The organism is Neolewinella lacunae (assembly GCF_014349155.1).
GTDB classification, from domain to species: Bacteria; Bacteroidota; Bacteroidia; order Chitinophagales; family Saprospiraceae; genus Neolewinella; species Neolewinella lacunae.
The window spans coordinates 112,422-127,753 of sequence record NZ_JACSIT010000100.1 but is presented as its reverse complement, the minus strand read 5'-3'; the positions used below and the strand labels follow the sequence as shown (position 1 = coordinate 127,753).

Genomic DNA, 15,332 nt, shown 5'->3' with positions numbered 1-15,332 from the left:
TCGCGCCATGACCGACAACGGAACCTTCATCGTAGAAGGAGGGCACAAGCTCTCCGGCAACATCACCCCCCAGGGGGCCAAAAACGAGGCACTGCAGATCATCAGCGCCACCCTGCTCACGGCCGAGCCGGTGCTGGTGGAGAACTTGCCCGACATTCTTGACGTCAACAAGCTCATCGACCTCGTGGCGGGCCTCGGCGCGAAAGTTGAGCGCATTGACCGCCACACCGTGCGGATTACGGCCCGGGATATTGATGTGGACTACATCCTCAGCGAGGCCTACGTGCGCGACGCGCAGCGCATCCGGGGCTCGGTGATGGTCATTGCGCCTTTGCTGGGCCGCTTTGGCAAGGCCAGTTTGCCCAAGCCAGGCGGGGATAAGATTGGTCGCCGCCGCCTCGATACCCACTTGCTGGGGCTACAAGCCCTGGGAGCCGATTTCCACTACGATGCCGACCGCCACATCTACGCCTTCCGTACGGAGGGATTGCAGGGCACCTTCCTGCACATGGACGAGATCAGCGTGACGGGCACCGCCAACGTGGTGATGGCCGCCGTGTTGGCCAAGGGGGAAACGACGATCTACAACGCCGCCTGCGAGCCCTACCTGCAGCAACTTTGCAAGATGTTGGTCCGCATGGGTGCCAAAATCGAAGGTATTGGCTCCAACCTCCTCAAAATCCAGGGCGTGGAACGCCTTAGCGGTACCGAGCACCGGATGTTGCCCGACATGATCGAGATCGGCAGTTTCATTGGCCTGGCCGCGATGACGGGCAGCGACATCACCATCAAAGACGTGTGCCTGGACCAGCTCGGCCTCATCCCGCGCACCTTCGAGCGCCTGGGGGTGAAGATGAACTACGTGGGCGACGACATCCACATTCCGGCCCAGGACCACTACGAGATCCAGACCTTCATCGACGGCGGCATCCTGACGATTTACGATGCACCCTGGCCCGGCTTCACGCCCGATTTGATGAGCATTGCCCTGGTGGTGGCCATCCAGGCCCGGGGCAGTGTGCTGATCCACCAGAAGATGTTCGAAAGCCGCCTTTTCTTCGTCGATAAGCTCATCGATATGGGTGCGCAGATCATCCTTTGTGACCCCCACCGCGCTACGGTCATTGGCCTGGACAAACGGACGCCACTGCGGGGCATTGCGATGACTTCGCCCGACATCCGCGCCGGCGTCTCGCTGCTCATTGCGGCGCTTTCGGCCGAGGGCACCAGCCGGATCGACAACATTCAACAGATTGACCGTGGCTACCAGGACATCGATGGACGCCTGCGGGCCCTGGGCGCGCGGATTACCAGGGAGTAGGCGCAACCCTGCCCTCCCTTGAAGCATTCTCTTGCCAATGATGATTTACAACGTTACCTCTAAAGTCGAACACCACTCCCACGATCAATGGCTGCAGTGGATGGAACAGGCCTACCTGCCGCACGTCATGGACTCGGGTACGGTAGAAGACTTTCGCCTGGCCCGCCTGCTGGGGGTGGATGAATCCGACGGGGTGACCTACGCCCTGCTGCTCACCTTCGCCTCCCGCCCGGCCTTCGACATTTACCAGGAAAAATTTGCCCTCGATCACCAGCGGATGATCGACCGGGAATGGAAAGGCAAACTGTACAGCTTTCCTTCGCTGCTGGAAGTGGTAGCGGAAGGGCAGTGAGGGAAGATGCTTTTCTGACGGTGAACTGGTTGTGGTTTTTGAAGGAAGTTCTGTAGTTCGGTAGTTCGGTAGTTCGGTAGTTTGGTAGTGGATGGACTAGCCCTGCTACCGACCGAAAAGCCCATTGCGATCCAGGGACCTGAACAGCAGCGAATAGACCGGTTGCCTGCTTCCAACCTGCCGTGAACAAGATTTGGGTTGTACTTTGGCGCACTGTCTAAACACTGCTACGCTCCGAGATCATGCCTATTGTTATTACGCTTCTGGCGGTTGCCGCCCTTTTGCTGCTCATTGTCATCCTGAAGTGGCACCCCTTTATTGCGCTGGTGTTGGTGGCGATCGGGGCTGGTTTGGGCCTGGGAATGGGCCCGAAGGGAACGATGGACGCCATTACGAACGGCGTGGGGGGTACGCTGAGCGACCTGGCCATCATCCTCGGCTTAGGCGCTATTTTAGGCGGTGTGGTGGCCGAAACGGGAGCGGCAAAAGTGATTACCGACCGCCTGGTGGGGCAACGGACCGGAACTTCGGTGCTCTGGGGGCTGTGTTTGGTCGGTTTTTTGATTGGCATCCCCTTGTTTTACACGGTAGCCTTTGTGATGATGGCGCCGATCATCATCAGTGCGGCGGAAAAGACAGGGCTTCCGCTGGCCATGGTGGCGGTGGCTACGGTGGTCTCCCTCTCGGTCACGCACGGTTTTTTGCCGCCGCACCCGGCGCCGGTGCTTATTTCCAACACCTTCGGTGCGGACATGGGCAAGGTCTTGCTCTACGGCATTTTGCTGGGCATTCCCTCGGTCATTTTGGCGGGTCCGGTGCTGGCGCGTACGCTGCGCAATATGCCCCAGACCAAAGGTGCGCTGACCTTTGAGGCCATTGAATTGCCCGTGCGGTTGCCCTCCTTCGGGGCGAGTATGTTGTGTGCGTTGCTGCCCGTTTTACTTTTGGCGGCGGGGACGCTGGTGCAGGGAACGGTGGACGAGCAAAGCTGGGTCGTAAGTTCCGGCCTGCTCGGACTCTTTACCAACGCTACGGTGGCGCTTTTACTGGGAGTGGTGATTGCCATGCTGGTTTTGGGCGGGCAAACGGGGATGTCCATCCAGCAACTCATGGGCCGGGTGGGCAAACAACTGGCTCCCATGGCTGCCGTATTGCTCATCATTGCGGCGGGCGGAGCCTTCAAGCAGGTGTTGGTCGATAGCGGCACGAGCAGGTACATCGTCGATACCCTGCAAGGCTTCAATACCCACCCCATCCTCATTGCCTGGCTCATTGCCGCAGCCCTGCGGGTAACCCTGGGTTCGGCGACGGTGGCGGCGATCACTGCGGCCGGCATTGCGCTGCCCCTGGCCCAGGGCGGCAACGCCAGCCCGGAGCTGCTCGTCTTGGCCACCGGCGCGGGCAGCCTCACCCTGAGCCACGTCAACGACACCGGCTTCTGGCTTTTCAAGGAATACTTCGGCCTGACCGTGCCCCAGACCCTCCGCAGCTGGACGGTGATGGAAACGGTGGTGAGCCTCATTGGCCTGGTGGGTTGCCTGGGGCTCTCCCTGGTGGTTTGAGGCGAGTGTTGACTACGTAGCAGAGGCCTGGATCCGGTTCCGAACAACTCCAGGTAACTCCATGGGCTAAAATGAAACCCAGCCGGACCGGATCGGGAGGGGGACTTAAAATAATACCATCCAGGTCAGCAAAGTCACGAAGGCCACCAGCTGCAAAAGGAAGAGGTAGGCCCACATCAGGAGGAATGCTTTGATCAGCGTTCGCCACCAACCCTGCTGGTATACCTTTTTCAGGGACAGGACGAAATAGACGATGCTGGCCAGGGTGCCGAAGATGATGAGGTAGGGCGTACCGAAGATGGCCAGTTCACAAGCTCCCAGAAAATGGGTGAGGAATAAAAACGAGTGCGTGTGCAGTGAAAATACGAAGTGGGCAACGTACTTCTTTTTCCGGCGGATGTACACCACTTTGAGGAGCAAGGCTGAAATGGGAACCATCACCAGCAGGCCCCAGATCAACTGGCCGATCAATTTGTTGACATCACTCAGGTTCATACGGTTCAGGCGTACGAGCTGTTTGACCTGGTAGCGGTTCAGGCGGCCGGTGATTCCGTATTTCGTGACGATTTCCTCCGGCGTCAGCAGGATGTAATCCTGGTCAGAAATGATGAAGGGCGTCGTTGTACCGCCCAGTCCCTGGCTAAAATCGAGGTACCCGAGCTCGGTCGAATCATTTTCGATGCGTCCCATGCTAACGATCAGGCTATCGGTGGCCTGCCGGACGATAGCCTGCGGGAAGGCAAGGCGGACGCTATCAACCTGGCCTATCAGCTTTTCACTGTAGACTTTTTGGTAGGCCTCGGAGCGTTTGTTCTCGGTGGAGCGCTCCAGGCTGTCGCCGATCGCGGTGCTTGCCACTGCGCCGTATACGCCAATCATCAGCAGGCCGCTGACAAAAAACAGCCGCAGGGGTTGGAAATAGGGCTGTTGCCGGCCCGTAAGGTACAGGGTGGTGAGCCGGCCCGGGACGAGCAGCTGCCGCATCGTCCGGAAAAAGCGGTTGTCCAGGCTGAAGGTATCCGCATAAAAGGTGCTGAGCATTCCCCAGAAGCTGGGCGGGCCATGGTAGACCTTTTGCCCGCAGTCGCTGCAAAACCGTTCGCCTGGCCACATCGGGCTCCCGCAGCAGTTGCAGCGGGGATATTCTTGCAAGGGATCGTTCTCCGGTATCGGCACCATGGCGTAGCGGCGTTGGGGTGGAAGGAAAAGGGGGAAAGATCAGAACGAAGCAGTGCGGCAAACTGCCCGGCAGGTGAAAGTCCCTTCCTCAGGCTGCCAAGATACGCTTCGCCCCCCGGCCAGCGATGCTTTTTGGGAAGAATACCGGCGGGCGGGCCACCTTGATCGGGCGTAACCTATCTTCGCCCCCATGAAGCGTCCTTTTCTCATTGGCATCACCGGCGGCTCCGGATCCGGTAAAACAACGTTCATCCGCGGTCTCCGCGAAGGCTTGCAGGAAGACCAGGTTTGTTACTTGAGCATGGACGACTACTACGTCCCCCGCGAAAAGCAGAAAAAGGACGCCCAGGGCATCCACAACTTTGATCGGCCCAGCTCGATTTACCGCCGGGAGTTTGTCCGCGATCTTGAGTTACTCTGCCAGGGCAAGACCGTCCATCGCAAGGAATACGTCTTCAACAACGAACTGGCGGACCCACAGACGCTCACCTTCAAGCCTGCCCCGGTCATCATCGTCGAAGGCCTCTTCGTCTTCCACTACAAGGAACTCCGCAAGATGCTCGACCTACGCATCTTCCTGCACGCCAAGGACAACCTCAAGGTCGTCCGCCGCATTAAGCGCGACCAACTGGAGCGCAACTACCCCCTCGAAGACGTACTCTACCGCTACGAACACCACGTCTTACCCTCCTACGAAAAATACGTAGAGCCCTACCGGGAAAAGGCCGACATCATCGTGAATAATAATACGGACTTTAATATGGGCCTGAAGGTGGTGCGGGCTTTTGTGGAGACGATGGTCTGAGGGGTGAATGCGTGAATGAGTGAATGAATGAGTGAATGAATGAGTGAATAATCGAATAATCGATTAAATAAATAATCAACCGCCGTGAAAACAGCGCTGGCCATAAATGAAAAGCGTATACTGTGCGGAAGCTTATTGAATAATTGAATTTCAGAGGTAGTAGAGCTGACAATAACTGCCATGCATATCCCGTGCGGTAGCATATCCCGTGCGGTAGCGTGTCGCTCGCGGCAGCCCATTCACGCATTCACTCATTAGCTACGCTGCTGCCTCCGGCGGTCACTCATTCACTCATTGTTTGAGCCGCTCCATCATCTCCTCAAACCCGTACATTTCCGCGTAATCGTAGGCGGAATAGCCGTCGTTGTCCAGGGCAGCGGGGTTGACCAGGTTGTATTCCAGCAGGTACTCGGCGAGGGGGAGGAGGTCTTCCATGGCGGCGCGGTGGAGCAGGGTCTGCCCGTTGCTGCAGACTGGCTGGAGGGAGATTCCCTGGTCGAGAAACAGGAAAAGCATCTCGGGCGATTTAGCGCAGTGGATGGGCCGGCAGCCCGAGTATTCCTCTAAATCCCGGCGTTCGGGGTCGGCGCCCACTGCGAGGAGGAGGCGGACGGCGGGCAGGTTATCGCTGGCCACGACGCTGCTGAAAACGGGGAAGCCCTGCGGGCGAACGGTATCCACCACGGCACCCGCCGCCACCAGCATTTCGATGGTGGGCAGGGCCAGGCTATCGCAGTAGGCGGAGAGCGAGAGCGGGAAGCTTTCCTGAAAATGGATGTTGGGATTGCCGCCGCCCAGGATTGTTTGCCGCAGCAGCGCCGTATCGCAGTAGGCGGCGGCGTACCAGAGGACGTGGCTGCTGCTCATTTTTTGGCGGGCCAGGGGAAGATCGGCGTCCCGGAGTTCCAGTGCGGCAACGTCGTACCCCGCGATTTTTTCGATGATGGGCAGGCTGAAGTATTCTTCTTCATTGAAGCCGATCTCGTCCACTCCGGCGGGAGCATCGCAGGCTGCGAGGACGAACACAAACAGGGTGAGGGCAATTCCTTGGCGCATGGTAAAGCAAAGATACGGGAAGCGGGCGCGGGAGGGAGGAAGGGCCCGTTTATTTTAGGCCATCGCCCCCCCGGCCATGGGCGTTGGTCTAAAAAGCCTGCTCTTTTGTCGGTTCCCTTGCACCTGCGGCCGCGCCCCGCAGATAAACAGGCTCCGCATGTGCCCGGCTGGCCCTAAATTCGCCTGGATCAAAACCTGCACTCCCCGCATGAAAAACTTTTTCCCCCTGGCCCTACTTTTGCTGCTCGCTGCTTGCGCCGACACACCAAAAGAAGAAATGACCAAAGCTACTGCCTACCCCCCGATTCCCGTTACCTACCCCAGCACTGAAAAGGTAGACCACGTAGACACCTACCACGGCACGGAAGTACCCGATGCCTTCCGCTGGCTGGAAGACGACAACGCCGAGGCCACCAAAGCCTGGGTGACGGAGCAAAACAAAACTACTTTCGGCTACCTGGACCAGATCCCTTTCCGCAAAGCCATCGCCGACCGCCTCACCGAACTGGTCAACTACCCCCGCGTGGGCGCGCCCAGCAAAGTTGGCAACTACTACATCTGGAGCAAAAACGATGGCCTCCAGAACCAGTCCGTCTACTACTACAAAGAAGGCGAAAACGGCGAAGAGAAAGTCTTGATTGACCCCAACACCCTCAACGCTGAAGGCACTACCAGCATCGGCCTGCTGGGCGCGGATAAGAGCAAGCGCTACATGGCCTACAGCCGCAGCGAAGCGGGCTCTGACTGGAACAAGATCTACGTGCGCGACCTGCAGACCAATACCGACCTGCCCGACGAACTGGAGTGGATCAAATTTGGCGGTGCCGGCTGGTACAAAGACGGCTTTTTCTACAGCCGCTACCCCGCCCCGGCTCCCGGCGAAGCCCTGAAGGGCAATAACACCATGCACAGCGTCTACTACCATAAACTCGGCGACCCGCAGAGCAAGGACGTACTGATCTACGAAGACAAAGGCAACCCCAGCTACTACCACTACGGAGGCACCACGGAGGAGGAAGACTACTTCGTGCTCTACGCCGCCCCCGGCACCGATGGCTTTGCCATGTACTACCTGCCCCTCGATGGCAAGACCATTCCGGTCGGGAAAAAGCCCATCGCCCTCTTCCCCGAAACGACCCAGAAGAGCAGCCTCGTCCACACCATCGGCAAAGACTTCTACGTCCACACCGACGTAGGCGCGCCCAGGTACCGCCTGGTGAAGATCAACATTGACCAGCCGGCGGAAGAAAACTGGACGGAAATTTTGCCCGAGGGGGACAACCTCCTGCAGGGTGTCAATACCGGCGGCGGCTATTTCTTCGCCAATTACCTGGAAAAAGCCACCGACCGCTACTACCAGATGAACTACGACGGCAGCAACCGCAAAGCCATCGAACTGCCGGGATTGGGCAGCGCCGGGGGCTTCAGCGGCCGGGAGGAAGAGAAAAAACTCTACTACACCTTCACCAGCTTCACTTACCCGGCCACCATCTTTGAATACGACGTGGAAACGGGCGAAAGCCGCCCCTTCTTTGCCCCCGACCTGAAATTTACGCCCGCCGACTTCGAAGAAAGCCAGATCACCTACACCAGCAAAGACGGGACGCCGGTGACGATGTTTTTGGTCCACAAAAAAGGCCTCAAGCTGGACGGCACCAACCCGACTTACCTCTACGGGTACGGCGGATTCAACATCAATATGAGCCCGGGCTTTTCGGCTTTCCGCATCCCCATGCTGGAAAATGGTGCGGTGTTTGCCATGGCCAACCTCCGGGGTGGCGGCGAATACGGCGAGGAATGGCACCAGGCGGGCATGCTGAAAAACAAGCAAAACGTGTTCGACGACTTCATTGCGGCTGGCGAGTGGCTCATTGAAAAAGGCTACACGAGCAAGGAAAAACTGGCCATTGCCGGGGGCTCCAACGGGGGCTTGCTGGTGGGTGCGGCCATGACGCAGCGCCCGGACTTGTTCGCCGTCGCCTTTCCCGCCGTGGGCGTAATGGATATGCTGCGCTACCACGAATTTACCGTTGGCAAGGGCTGGATCCCCGAGTATGGCAGCAGTGCTGACCCCGAGATGTTCCCCATCCTGCGGGCCTATTCGCCGCTGCACAACCTCAAAGACGGCACCGCCTACCCCGCCACGATGGTGACTACGGCCGACCACGACGACCGGGTGGTGCCGGCCCACTCCTTCAAGTTTGCGGCGCGGCTGCAGGAGGCGCACGCGGGCGAAAAGCCCGTCTTGATCCGCGTCGCCGTTGACGCGGGCCACGGCGCGGGCAAGCCCATCTCGAAGACCATCGAGGAGCAGGCCGACATCTGGAGTTTCTTCTTTTACAACACCAATTCGCCGGTGAAATATGGCGTGGAGGGCTAGGGCGTAGGCGTCCTTTGCGCTTTGCCTACTCGCCCGTGCACCTGCGGCCGCGCCAGAATTATGGGATTTTGGGCGCGGCCGCAGGTGCGGGGTTGAGGATTAAAATGCGATGTTGGGGCGGTGGGAATACCCCGGATTCCGGATGCGCTGGACTAGGCTGCGGGAATACCCCGGATTCCTGATGCGTTGGACTAGGCTGCGGGAGTACCCCGGATTCCGGATGCGCTGCATCCTCCATCCGTGGTTATTAAGGTTGGACCTCTACCGGGGTCAGGCGGGGGGCGGCCCAAGAGATAGGATGGATGGTGACCTAAAGCGCCTGGTTTGCCTTACTGAACTATGAACTATGAACTACTTAACTACACCCCGGCAGTAGCCGCGTAGCGCGCAATGGTATTGCGGCCGAGTTGGTACATGTGGACTTCATCGGGCCCATCGGCCAGGCGGATGGAGCGCGCGTATGCCCAAAAGGCGTAGAGCGGCAAATCGGAGGATGCGCCCAGCCCCCCGTGCGCCTGGATGGCGCGGTCGATGACGGCCGTGGCCATGCTGGGGGCGACGATCTTGATCATGCCCACCAGGTCTTGGGCCGCCTTGATGCCGTGGCGGTCGATGCAGTCGGCCGCGGAAAGGGTAAGCAGCCGCGCCTGTTCGATGTCGCAGCGCGAGCGGGCCACGTCCTGGCGGATGCTGGAAAATTTCCCTAGGCTTTGCCCGAAGGCTACGCGGGCATCGACCCGTTGGCACATCAGCTCCAGGCTCCGCTGGGCGGCCCCGATGAGGCGCATGCAGTGGTGGATGCGGCCCGGTCCTAAGCGCCCCTGGGCAATTTCGAAGCCCCTACCCTCCCCCAGCAGGAGGTGATCGGCCGGCACCCGCACGTTGGTCAGTTGGATCTCCGCGTGGCCCGCCGGACTATCGTAAGAGCCAAAAGCTTCGAGCGGCCGGACGATCTCCACCCCCGGCGTATCGCGCGGCACCAGAATCATGCTTTGCTGCTGGTGGCGGGGGGCGGCGGGATCGGTTTTGCCCATCACGACGAAGATCCGGCAGTCGGGGTGCATCGCGCCGGTGCTCCACCACTTCCGGCCGTTGATCAGGTAGTCGTCGCCGTCCCGGACGATGCTCGTTTCGATGTTCGTGGCATCCGAACTGGCTACGCCGGGCTCGGTCATCAAAAAGGCGCTGCGGATTTCTCCGGCCAGCAGGGGCATCAGCCATTCGCTCTGCTGCCGGGCGGTGCCGTAGCGGGCCAACACCTCCATATTGCCGGTATCCGGCGCACTGCAGTTGAAGATTTCTGACGCCCAGAGCACCCGCCCCATGCGCTCGGCCAGCGGGGCGTACTCCAGGTTGGTGAGGCCGGGACTGAAGTGGCCGTAATCCTCGGGTAAAAAGAGGTTCCAGAGACCGGCGGCGCGGGCTTTGGCTTTGAGGCCTTCGATGGCGGGGTGGACTTGCCAGGGGTGCGCCGCCGTCCAGGTCAGCATCTCCTGCTCCAGGGGGTAAATGTGGGTTTCCAGGAAAGCGTCGAGGCGGGCGAGTAAGTCCTTGGTTTTGTCGTTGTAATCCGTAAACATGATCGAAATTTTGCGTCGGGAGGGATGGAGGTTTTAGGCGGAGAGGCGCATGCGGCCCAGTTTGGCGAAGGTGCGGGCGGCGGGGCCGAATTTTTCCATCCGTTCGTCTTTGGTAGCTCCGGCGACGTAGCGGGCGTAGAGTTGTTGGGCGATGACGGCCGTTTTCAGGAAGGCGAAGGCTTCGTACCAGGGCATGCGGCGCAGGTCGAGGCCGGAGTAGGCGGCGTAGCGGCTGCGCAGGTATTCTTTGTTGGGCCAGTCGCCCTGCTGGTGGGCGACGGGCAGGTCGGCACCGTCGAGGGCGGGATCGGGCCAGAAGCTGAGTAGGCCCGCCAGGTCTACAAGTGGGTCGCCGAGCGTGGCCATGTCCCAGTCGAAAACCGCAGTGACGCGGTCCGGGTCATTGGGTTGAAACTGGCAGTTGTCGAATTTTAGGTCGCCGTGGACCACACTGACCCGCTGCGGATCGGGAATGTCTTTGGGTAGTTCGGCGCGGAGCCATTCGATGTCGTCGTTTTCTTCCAGCTTGGCGAGGTCCCAGCGTTTCAGCCAGCCACTGAGTTGGCGGGCGACGAAGCCTTCGGGTTTGCCCAGCGTTTCCAGTCCGGCGGCGTAGGGATCTACCGCGTGCAGGTCGGCACAGACGCGCATGAGGGCATCGGTGAGTCGCTCGGGTGCCCGGTCTACGCCCACGAAGCACTCCGGCAGTCCTTGCCGAATGACGACCCCGCTGCGGCGTTCAACGACGACGAAGTCGGCGCCGATCACCGCATGGTCCGTGCCCAGCAGGTACGCCTGGGGCGCGGGCGGGAAAAAAGGGTGCAACCCCCGCAAGACGCGGTATTCCCGCTGCATATCGTGGGCTCCCGGGGGGATGGTCCCGAACGGCGGGCGGCGCAGGACAAACTCCCGCTCCCCGAAGCGCAGCAGATAGGTGAGGTTGGCGTGCCCACCCCGGAACTGGCCGACGGAAAAGGGCCCTTCGGCGCCGGGGAGGTGCTGGCGCAGGTAGTTTTCCAGCTTACCCCAGTCGAGGTTTTCACCGGGGCGGATGCTGTCGTAGTCGGTTTGCATGGTGGCAAGATAGGGCGTAGGGATTCAGGAAAAAACTCCAAGCAACTCCATGCTACACTCCAGGCAACTCCATGGGCTAAAACTTCATTTATCGAAAACGTCGGGTTGTACCAGACGCTACGCTTGACCCCTCCAGGGTCGGGCTGCCGGAGGGGAAAAATTGAAAGCGGAGGCACGGCCTACCCATAATCACAAGTTATTGACAGTCAATTACTTATAACCATTTCCGATCTGTTTATGTTTTGATTTCATTCAAAAGTAAAATCCTTATCATTTTTTACGTTGCTCCGCTTGAGGAATTAAAAACAGGGCGTATATTTGTTAAGCCAGCTATCCTGCTTTCTCAGCACGACGGCTCTTCGAAGTACTTTCAGCACCAATACCAACCTATCCTTCGCCTGTGGTCCTGCTCAATACCTAAAGAGCATTTGTTGTCATTCAAAGAAGTAAAACATGCTACCTAAACTCCATTCTATTACAGCGGTATTATTAGCTTGCATGTTTACTTCAGGATGTTCAAATGAAAACCTGAAGGAAGCGGGCAGTAAACAGAGCGATATTTTGGCCATATCCGGTCCGCTAGAAAGTAGGAAAGATTTTGAAGAGGTATTTCTCAACACCTACGCGCAACCTTTCCTGGGCGGACCGTACTATGACCTTGGCAGGGCCGTTGACGTAGTTATTACAGAGGGAAAAACCTACGTGGCAGTAAATTCACCGCAGCCCTCCGTTCACATCTATGAAAATGGTCGCTATGTGAAGTCCTACGTGAGTGATTCCCAAGGGCCGGAAGGCGTAATCCAAAAGATTCGGGCCCTCAGCGTCAACCAGGACGGGAGCCTTGATGTCTTGGACCGGGACGGCTTGAGCATCGTACAGATCGGGGCTGATTTCAAAGTAAAAAGAAAAATCAATACCGGACTATTTGGCATTGATTTCATTAAGGATGGAGACCATTTTTTGGTTTACACCGGCACACAAAAAAACCCCAACATTGGGAGACTATGCCGTGTCAATATAGATGGTGAATTGATTAGTGAATATTTGCCTATTGAGGACAACCGTCTATATTTGAATTTCCTCACTAAAAATCACCTCTACCGTACCAGTACGGGAAAAATCAGGTTTCAACAGAAATACTACCCCAATATCTACGAAATTGACGGTGATGCACTTTCTATTCCTTATGTCTTAGATTTTGGCAGCAAGGAAATTCCCGGCGAGTACTTTGATCGTCCCCATCAAGACGTGAGAGAATTCATAATGCCAATTCTCCAATCGGATTATTCGCACGGTGCCGGCAACTTTATGGAGTCTCCGGATAGAATCATCTTTGTGTATCTCCAAGGATCAGAGAAAGTATTGGCAATAGTAGACAAACGCGACGAGTACGCTAGCAAGCAACTGGTAAAACGCCTGCATTATAATAAAATGCTGGGCGGCACTGAAATCACGGATCACTTTGAAGCCGGACCACTTGGTGTCACCGAAGACGGTTTCTTTTACTGGAGAATCCTTACGCCCATCGTTGAAGAGGAACAAGTTCGCAATATTGTGCAGCAGCCAGCGCTCCAACTGGGGGAAGAAGAACAGGAAAAGATGTTGGCGCAATGGGATACGGAGTTTCGGTTTATGCTCATTTTTGGGAAATAGGTGCGTACCTTTTCTTTCGTTGGGTCACTGCTTTGCGAGTTGGTCGCTGTGGGCTTTGGTAGTTCAGTAGTTCAGTAGTTCAGTAGTTCAGTAGTTTATAGTGCTGGGTATTCTCCATTGCTCCTTCACTTTTCCCCGCACCTGCGGCCGCGCCCCAGGTATTGTCGCGGCTTCAGCCCGACCACCTACTGCCCAAAGGCCGCCCCAGGTATTGTCGCGGCTTCAGCCCGACCACCTACTGCCCAAAGGCCGCCCCAGGTATTGTCGCGGCTTCAGCCCGACCACTTACTGCCCAAAGGCCGCCCCAGGTATTGTCGCGGCTTCAGCCCGACCAGCTACCGACCAGAGGTCGCCTCAGGTATTGTCGCGGCTTCAGCCAGACCACCTACCGACCAGAGGTCAGCTCCACGAGCTAAAGTCCCTAGGTCGGGCTAAAGCCGCGACAATACCCTGCCAAAACTCCAAGCAACTCCATGCCTTACTCCATGCAACTCCATGGGCCCAAAAAAACCAACGGAGCACAACGCAGAAGGGCCGTCCCCTTTCGGAGACGGCCCTTTTCGCGATTAGAGCGGATTACAAGATGACTCCCGCTGGTCGTGATCGCTGCGCTCTGGGTTCGAACCAACGCGACCGGGGGGAAATCCTTCCTTTTGCACACAACGCAGAAGGGCCGTCCCCTTTCGGAGACGGCCCTTTTCGCGATTAGAGCGGATTACAAGATTCGAACCTGCGACCTCAACCTTGGCAAGGTTGCGCTCTACCAACTGAGCTAAATCCGCGTCTGCTGGCTGCTCAGCCAATTGCCTTATTGCTAAAGCGATGCAAATATAGGGTCATCCATCGCATCCTTGCAAGAAAAGTGCCCGGAAAAAGTAGAAAAATTTCTCCGCCGCCACCCAAAATCCTGGTTTTCAAATCGATGTGGTGCGAAAAAAATTTCACGCTACATTTGAGCGATGGACCAAACCTACCGCAATCTCGCCTACGCGCTGTTGCTCCTAGCGGGGCTGGCCCTTTGGCTGATCAACTGGTGGGCGGGCCGGCCGCTGTTCATCGATGAGGCCAATCTGGTGCGCAACCTCTACGATCGCTCCTTCGGCGAGCTCTTCACGCCCCTGGACCACGCCCAGTACGCGCCGCCGCTGTACCTCGTGCTGGCCAAAGCCTGCGGCGAGCTCTTCGGTTACGGCGAGCGGTCCCTCCGCCTGCCTGCTTTGCTGGGCGGGGTGCTGGGCATTGTGGGCTTGGTGCTGGGCAGCCGGACGCTGCGGCTGGGGGATTGGACGCTGCTCGTGTTGGCCCTGCTCTTCGTCAATCCCACCGTTTTGCGCTACGTGGGGGAGGTAAAACCCTACGCTCTGGACCTGGGCATTGCGGCGCTGTTGCTGGCCGGCGGATTGCGCTACCCACGGCCCCACTGGCTTTGGGTGGTGGCCGGGGCGGTGGCCGTGTGGTGGTCCTTGCCCGCCGCCTTCGTTTTGGCGGCCGTGGGGGGCACCCGCCTGTTCGCCAAGGAAGGCCGACTGGGCTGGCTGCTGGTTTCGGGCCTTTGGCTGCTGAGTTTTGTGGTCTTGTACCTGGTGCTGCTGCGCCCTTCCGTCAACGACGTCCAACTGGCCAACTACCACGAGCAATACTTTTTCCCACTGCCCGGCACGGCGGGTTTCGACTGGCTGCGAGCGCTCTGGCTGCTGGTGGAACTGCCCAAACTGGCCTTTGGCTTCACGGCCTGGAGCATTGGTGTGGGGACCGCGCTGGCGCTGGCGGGCCTGGCGTTACGCCCCACCGCAGCGGCGCTGTTGTTCTGGCCCGTGCTGCTGGTGCTGGCCGCCTCCACCCAGGGGCAGTACAGCCTTATTACCCGGCTGCTGCTCTTCACCCTGCCCGGCTGGTGGTGGCTGGCCGCCATCAGTAGCCAGCGGGTTTTTGCGGAGCAAAAGATCCCGAGTTTGGCGCGCTACGGACTGCTGTTGGGCTGGCTGATCGTCCTCGGAGGCTCCAATGTGTCGCGCCACTACACTTCGCCCCTTTCCTTCTCCGACGCCCGCTGGTTGGTCACGACCTTCGACCCCGGCTACCGCCCGCTGTTGCATTACAGTTCGGAACCCGCCTTTGATTATTACCGCCGCATCCACCCCGTTTCGGGGGCCCCGCAAAGCACAACGCCGACGGTACAGGACCTCCAGGACCAACCCCCGACCGGGAAATACGTGTTACTTTACGACGTGCTCACCAACGGGAACATCCGGGCCCGGATGGAACATGATCAGGTTTTGGGCGCTCAACGCAGGTGCAAAGTGAGGACAGAGGCAATGGCCAACGCCGCCCGCATCTACCTCGATTGCCCCTGAGCACCGCTTTTACCGA

At 58.5% G+C, this 15,332-nt stretch carries 11 protein-coding genes and 1 tRNA gene; 7 read left to right on the top strand and 5 right to left on the bottom strand.

What is annotated here, in order from left to right:
• Positions 1-7: 7 nt before the first annotated feature.
• The 3 genes from murA to H9S92_RS10245 all read left to right on the top strand — a co-directional run bounded on the left by murA (position 8) and on the right by H9S92_RS10245 (position 3,235).
• The gene (gene murA / locus H9S92_RS10255; RefSeq protein ID WP_187466620.1) at positions 8-1,321 is read left to right on the top strand and encodes a UDP-N-acetylglucosamine 1-carboxyvinyltransferase; all 1,314 of its coding nucleotides are present in this window, start codon (positions 8-10) and stop codon (positions 1,319-1,321) included.
• Positions 1,322-1,358: 37 nt separating this feature from the next.
• Positions 1,359-1,673 carry a DUF4286 family protein gene (locus tag H9S92_RS10250; protein WP_187466619.1) on the top strand — a complete coding sequence of 105 codons (315 nt, stop codon included), beginning with the start codon at positions 1,359-1,361 and terminating at the stop codon, positions 1,671-1,673.
• Between the two features lie 242 nt (positions 1,674-1,915).
• Positions 1,916-3,235 carry a gluconate:H+ symporter gene (locus H9S92_RS10245; protein ID WP_187466618.1) on the top strand — a complete coding sequence of 440 codons (1,320 nt, stop codon included), beginning with the start codon at positions 1,916-1,918 and terminating at the stop codon, positions 3,233-3,235.
• Positions 3,236-3,340: 105 nt separating this feature from the next.
• Here H9S92_RS10245 and H9S92_RS10240 read toward each other — a convergent pair whose 3' ends face one another.
• Entirely contained in the window at positions 3,341-4,276 is a 936-nt protein-coding gene (locus H9S92_RS10240) for a DUF3667 domain-containing protein (RefSeq protein WP_187466617.1), read from the bottom strand.
• Between the two features lie 328 nt (positions 4,277-4,604).
• On the opposite strand from H9S92_RS10240, the gene H9S92_RS10235 reads away from it, so the two are divergent.
• The gene (locus H9S92_RS10235; RefSeq protein ID WP_187466616.1) at positions 4,605-5,219 is read left to right on the top strand and encodes a uridine kinase family protein; all 615 of its coding nucleotides are present in this window, start codon (positions 4,605-4,607) and stop codon (positions 5,217-5,219) included.
• Between the two features lie 291 nt (positions 5,220-5,510).
• Here the strand turns inward: H9S92_RS10235 and H9S92_RS10230 are convergent, their stop codons facing one another.
• Positions 5,511-6,275 (bottom strand): ankyrin repeat domain-containing protein, encoded by a 765-nt coding sequence (locus H9S92_RS10230; protein ID WP_187466615.1) that lies wholly within the window; start codon positions 6,273-6,275, stop codon positions 5,511-5,513.
• Between the two features lie 208 nt (positions 6,276-6,483).
• On the opposite strand from H9S92_RS10230, the gene H9S92_RS10225 reads away from it, so the two are divergent.
• Positions 6,484-8,655: a prolyl oligopeptidase family serine peptidase gene (locus H9S92_RS10225; protein WP_187466614.1), complete on the top strand. Its 2,172-nt coding sequence runs from the start codon at positions 6,484-6,486 to the stop codon at positions 8,653-8,655.
• A gap of 359 nt (positions 8,656-9,014) precedes the next feature.
• On the opposite strand, the gene H9S92_RS10220 is transcribed toward H9S92_RS10225, so the two are convergent.
• Together H9S92_RS10220 and H9S92_RS10215 are read right to left on the bottom strand one after the other, a co-directional pair.
• On the bottom strand, positions 9,015-10,235 hold the full coding sequence (locus H9S92_RS10220; RefSeq protein WP_187466613.1) for an acyl-CoA dehydrogenase family protein: 1,221 nt from the start codon (positions 10,233-10,235) through the stop codon (positions 9,015-9,017).
• Positions 10,236-10,268: 33 nt separating this feature from the next.
• A complete protein-coding gene (locus H9S92_RS10215; protein WP_187466612.1) occupies positions 10,269-11,309 on the bottom strand; it encodes a phosphotransferase family protein in 1,041 nt (346 codons plus the stop codon).
• A 453-nt stretch (positions 11,310-11,762) separates the two neighbouring features.
• Between H9S92_RS10215 and H9S92_RS10210 the strand changes: the two genes are divergently transcribed.
• On the top strand, positions 11,763-12,962 hold the full coding sequence (locus H9S92_RS10210) for a 6-bladed beta-propeller (RefSeq protein ID WP_187466611.1): 1,200 nt from the start codon (positions 11,763-11,765) through the stop codon (positions 12,960-12,962).
• A gap of 709 nt (positions 12,963-13,671) precedes the next feature.
• Here H9S92_RS10210 and H9S92_RS10205 read toward each other — a convergent pair.
• Positions 13,672-13,744, bottom strand: a tRNA-Gly gene (locus H9S92_RS10205).
• A gap of 177 nt (positions 13,745-13,921) precedes the next feature.
• On the opposite strand from H9S92_RS10205, the gene H9S92_RS10200 reads away from it, so the two are divergent.
• The gene (locus tag H9S92_RS10200; RefSeq protein WP_187466610.1) at positions 13,922-15,316 is read left to right on the top strand and encodes a hypothetical protein; all 1,395 of its coding nucleotides are present in this window, start codon (positions 13,922-13,924) and stop codon (positions 15,314-15,316) included.
• The last annotated feature ends 16 nt before the right edge of the window (positions 15,317-15,332 follow it).

Excerpts from the sequence above, each read along its gene's own strand:
- H9S92_RS10235 (WP_187466616.1), top strand. The coding sequence starts at position 4,605 with ATGAAGCGTCCTTTTCTCATTGGCATCACCGGCGGCTCCGGATCCGGT.
- H9S92_RS10200 (WP_187466610.1), top strand. The coding sequence starts at position 13,922 with ATGGACCAAACCTACCGCAATCTCGCCTACGCGCTGTTGCTCCTAGCG.
- H9S92_RS10220 (WP_187466613.1), bottom strand. The coding sequence starts at position 10,235 with ATGTTTACGGATTACAACGACAAAACCAAGGACTTACTCGCCCGCCTC.
- H9S92_RS10210 (WP_187466611.1), top strand. The coding sequence starts at position 11,763 with ATGCTACCTAAACTCCATTCTATTACAGCGGTATTATTAGCTTGCATG.
- H9S92_RS10225 (WP_187466614.1), top strand. The coding sequence starts at position 6,484 with ATGAAAAACTTTTTCCCCCTGGCCCTACTTTTGCTGCTCGCTGCTTGC.
- H9S92_RS10230 (WP_187466615.1), bottom strand. The coding sequence starts at position 6,275 with ATGCGCCAAGGAATTGCCCTCACCCTGTTTGTGTTCGTCCTCGCAGCC.
- H9S92_RS10245 (WP_187466618.1), top strand. The coding sequence starts at position 1,916 with ATGCCTATTGTTATTACGCTTCTGGCGGTTGCCGCCCTTTTGCTGCTC.
- H9S92_RS10215 (WP_187466612.1), bottom strand. The coding sequence starts at position 11,309 with ATGCAAACCGACTACGACAGCATCCGCCCCGGTGAAAACCTCGACTGG.
- H9S92_RS10250 (WP_187466619.1), top strand. The coding sequence starts at position 1,359 with ATGATGATTTACAACGTTACCTCTAAAGTCGAACACCACTCCCACGAT.
- murA (WP_187466620.1), top strand. The coding sequence starts at position 8 with ATGACCGACAACGGAACCTTCATCGTAGAAGGAGGGCACAAGCTCTCC.
- H9S92_RS10240 (WP_187466617.1), bottom strand. The coding sequence starts at position 4,276 with ATGCTCAGCACCTTTTATGCGGATACCTTCAGCCTGGACAACCGCTTT.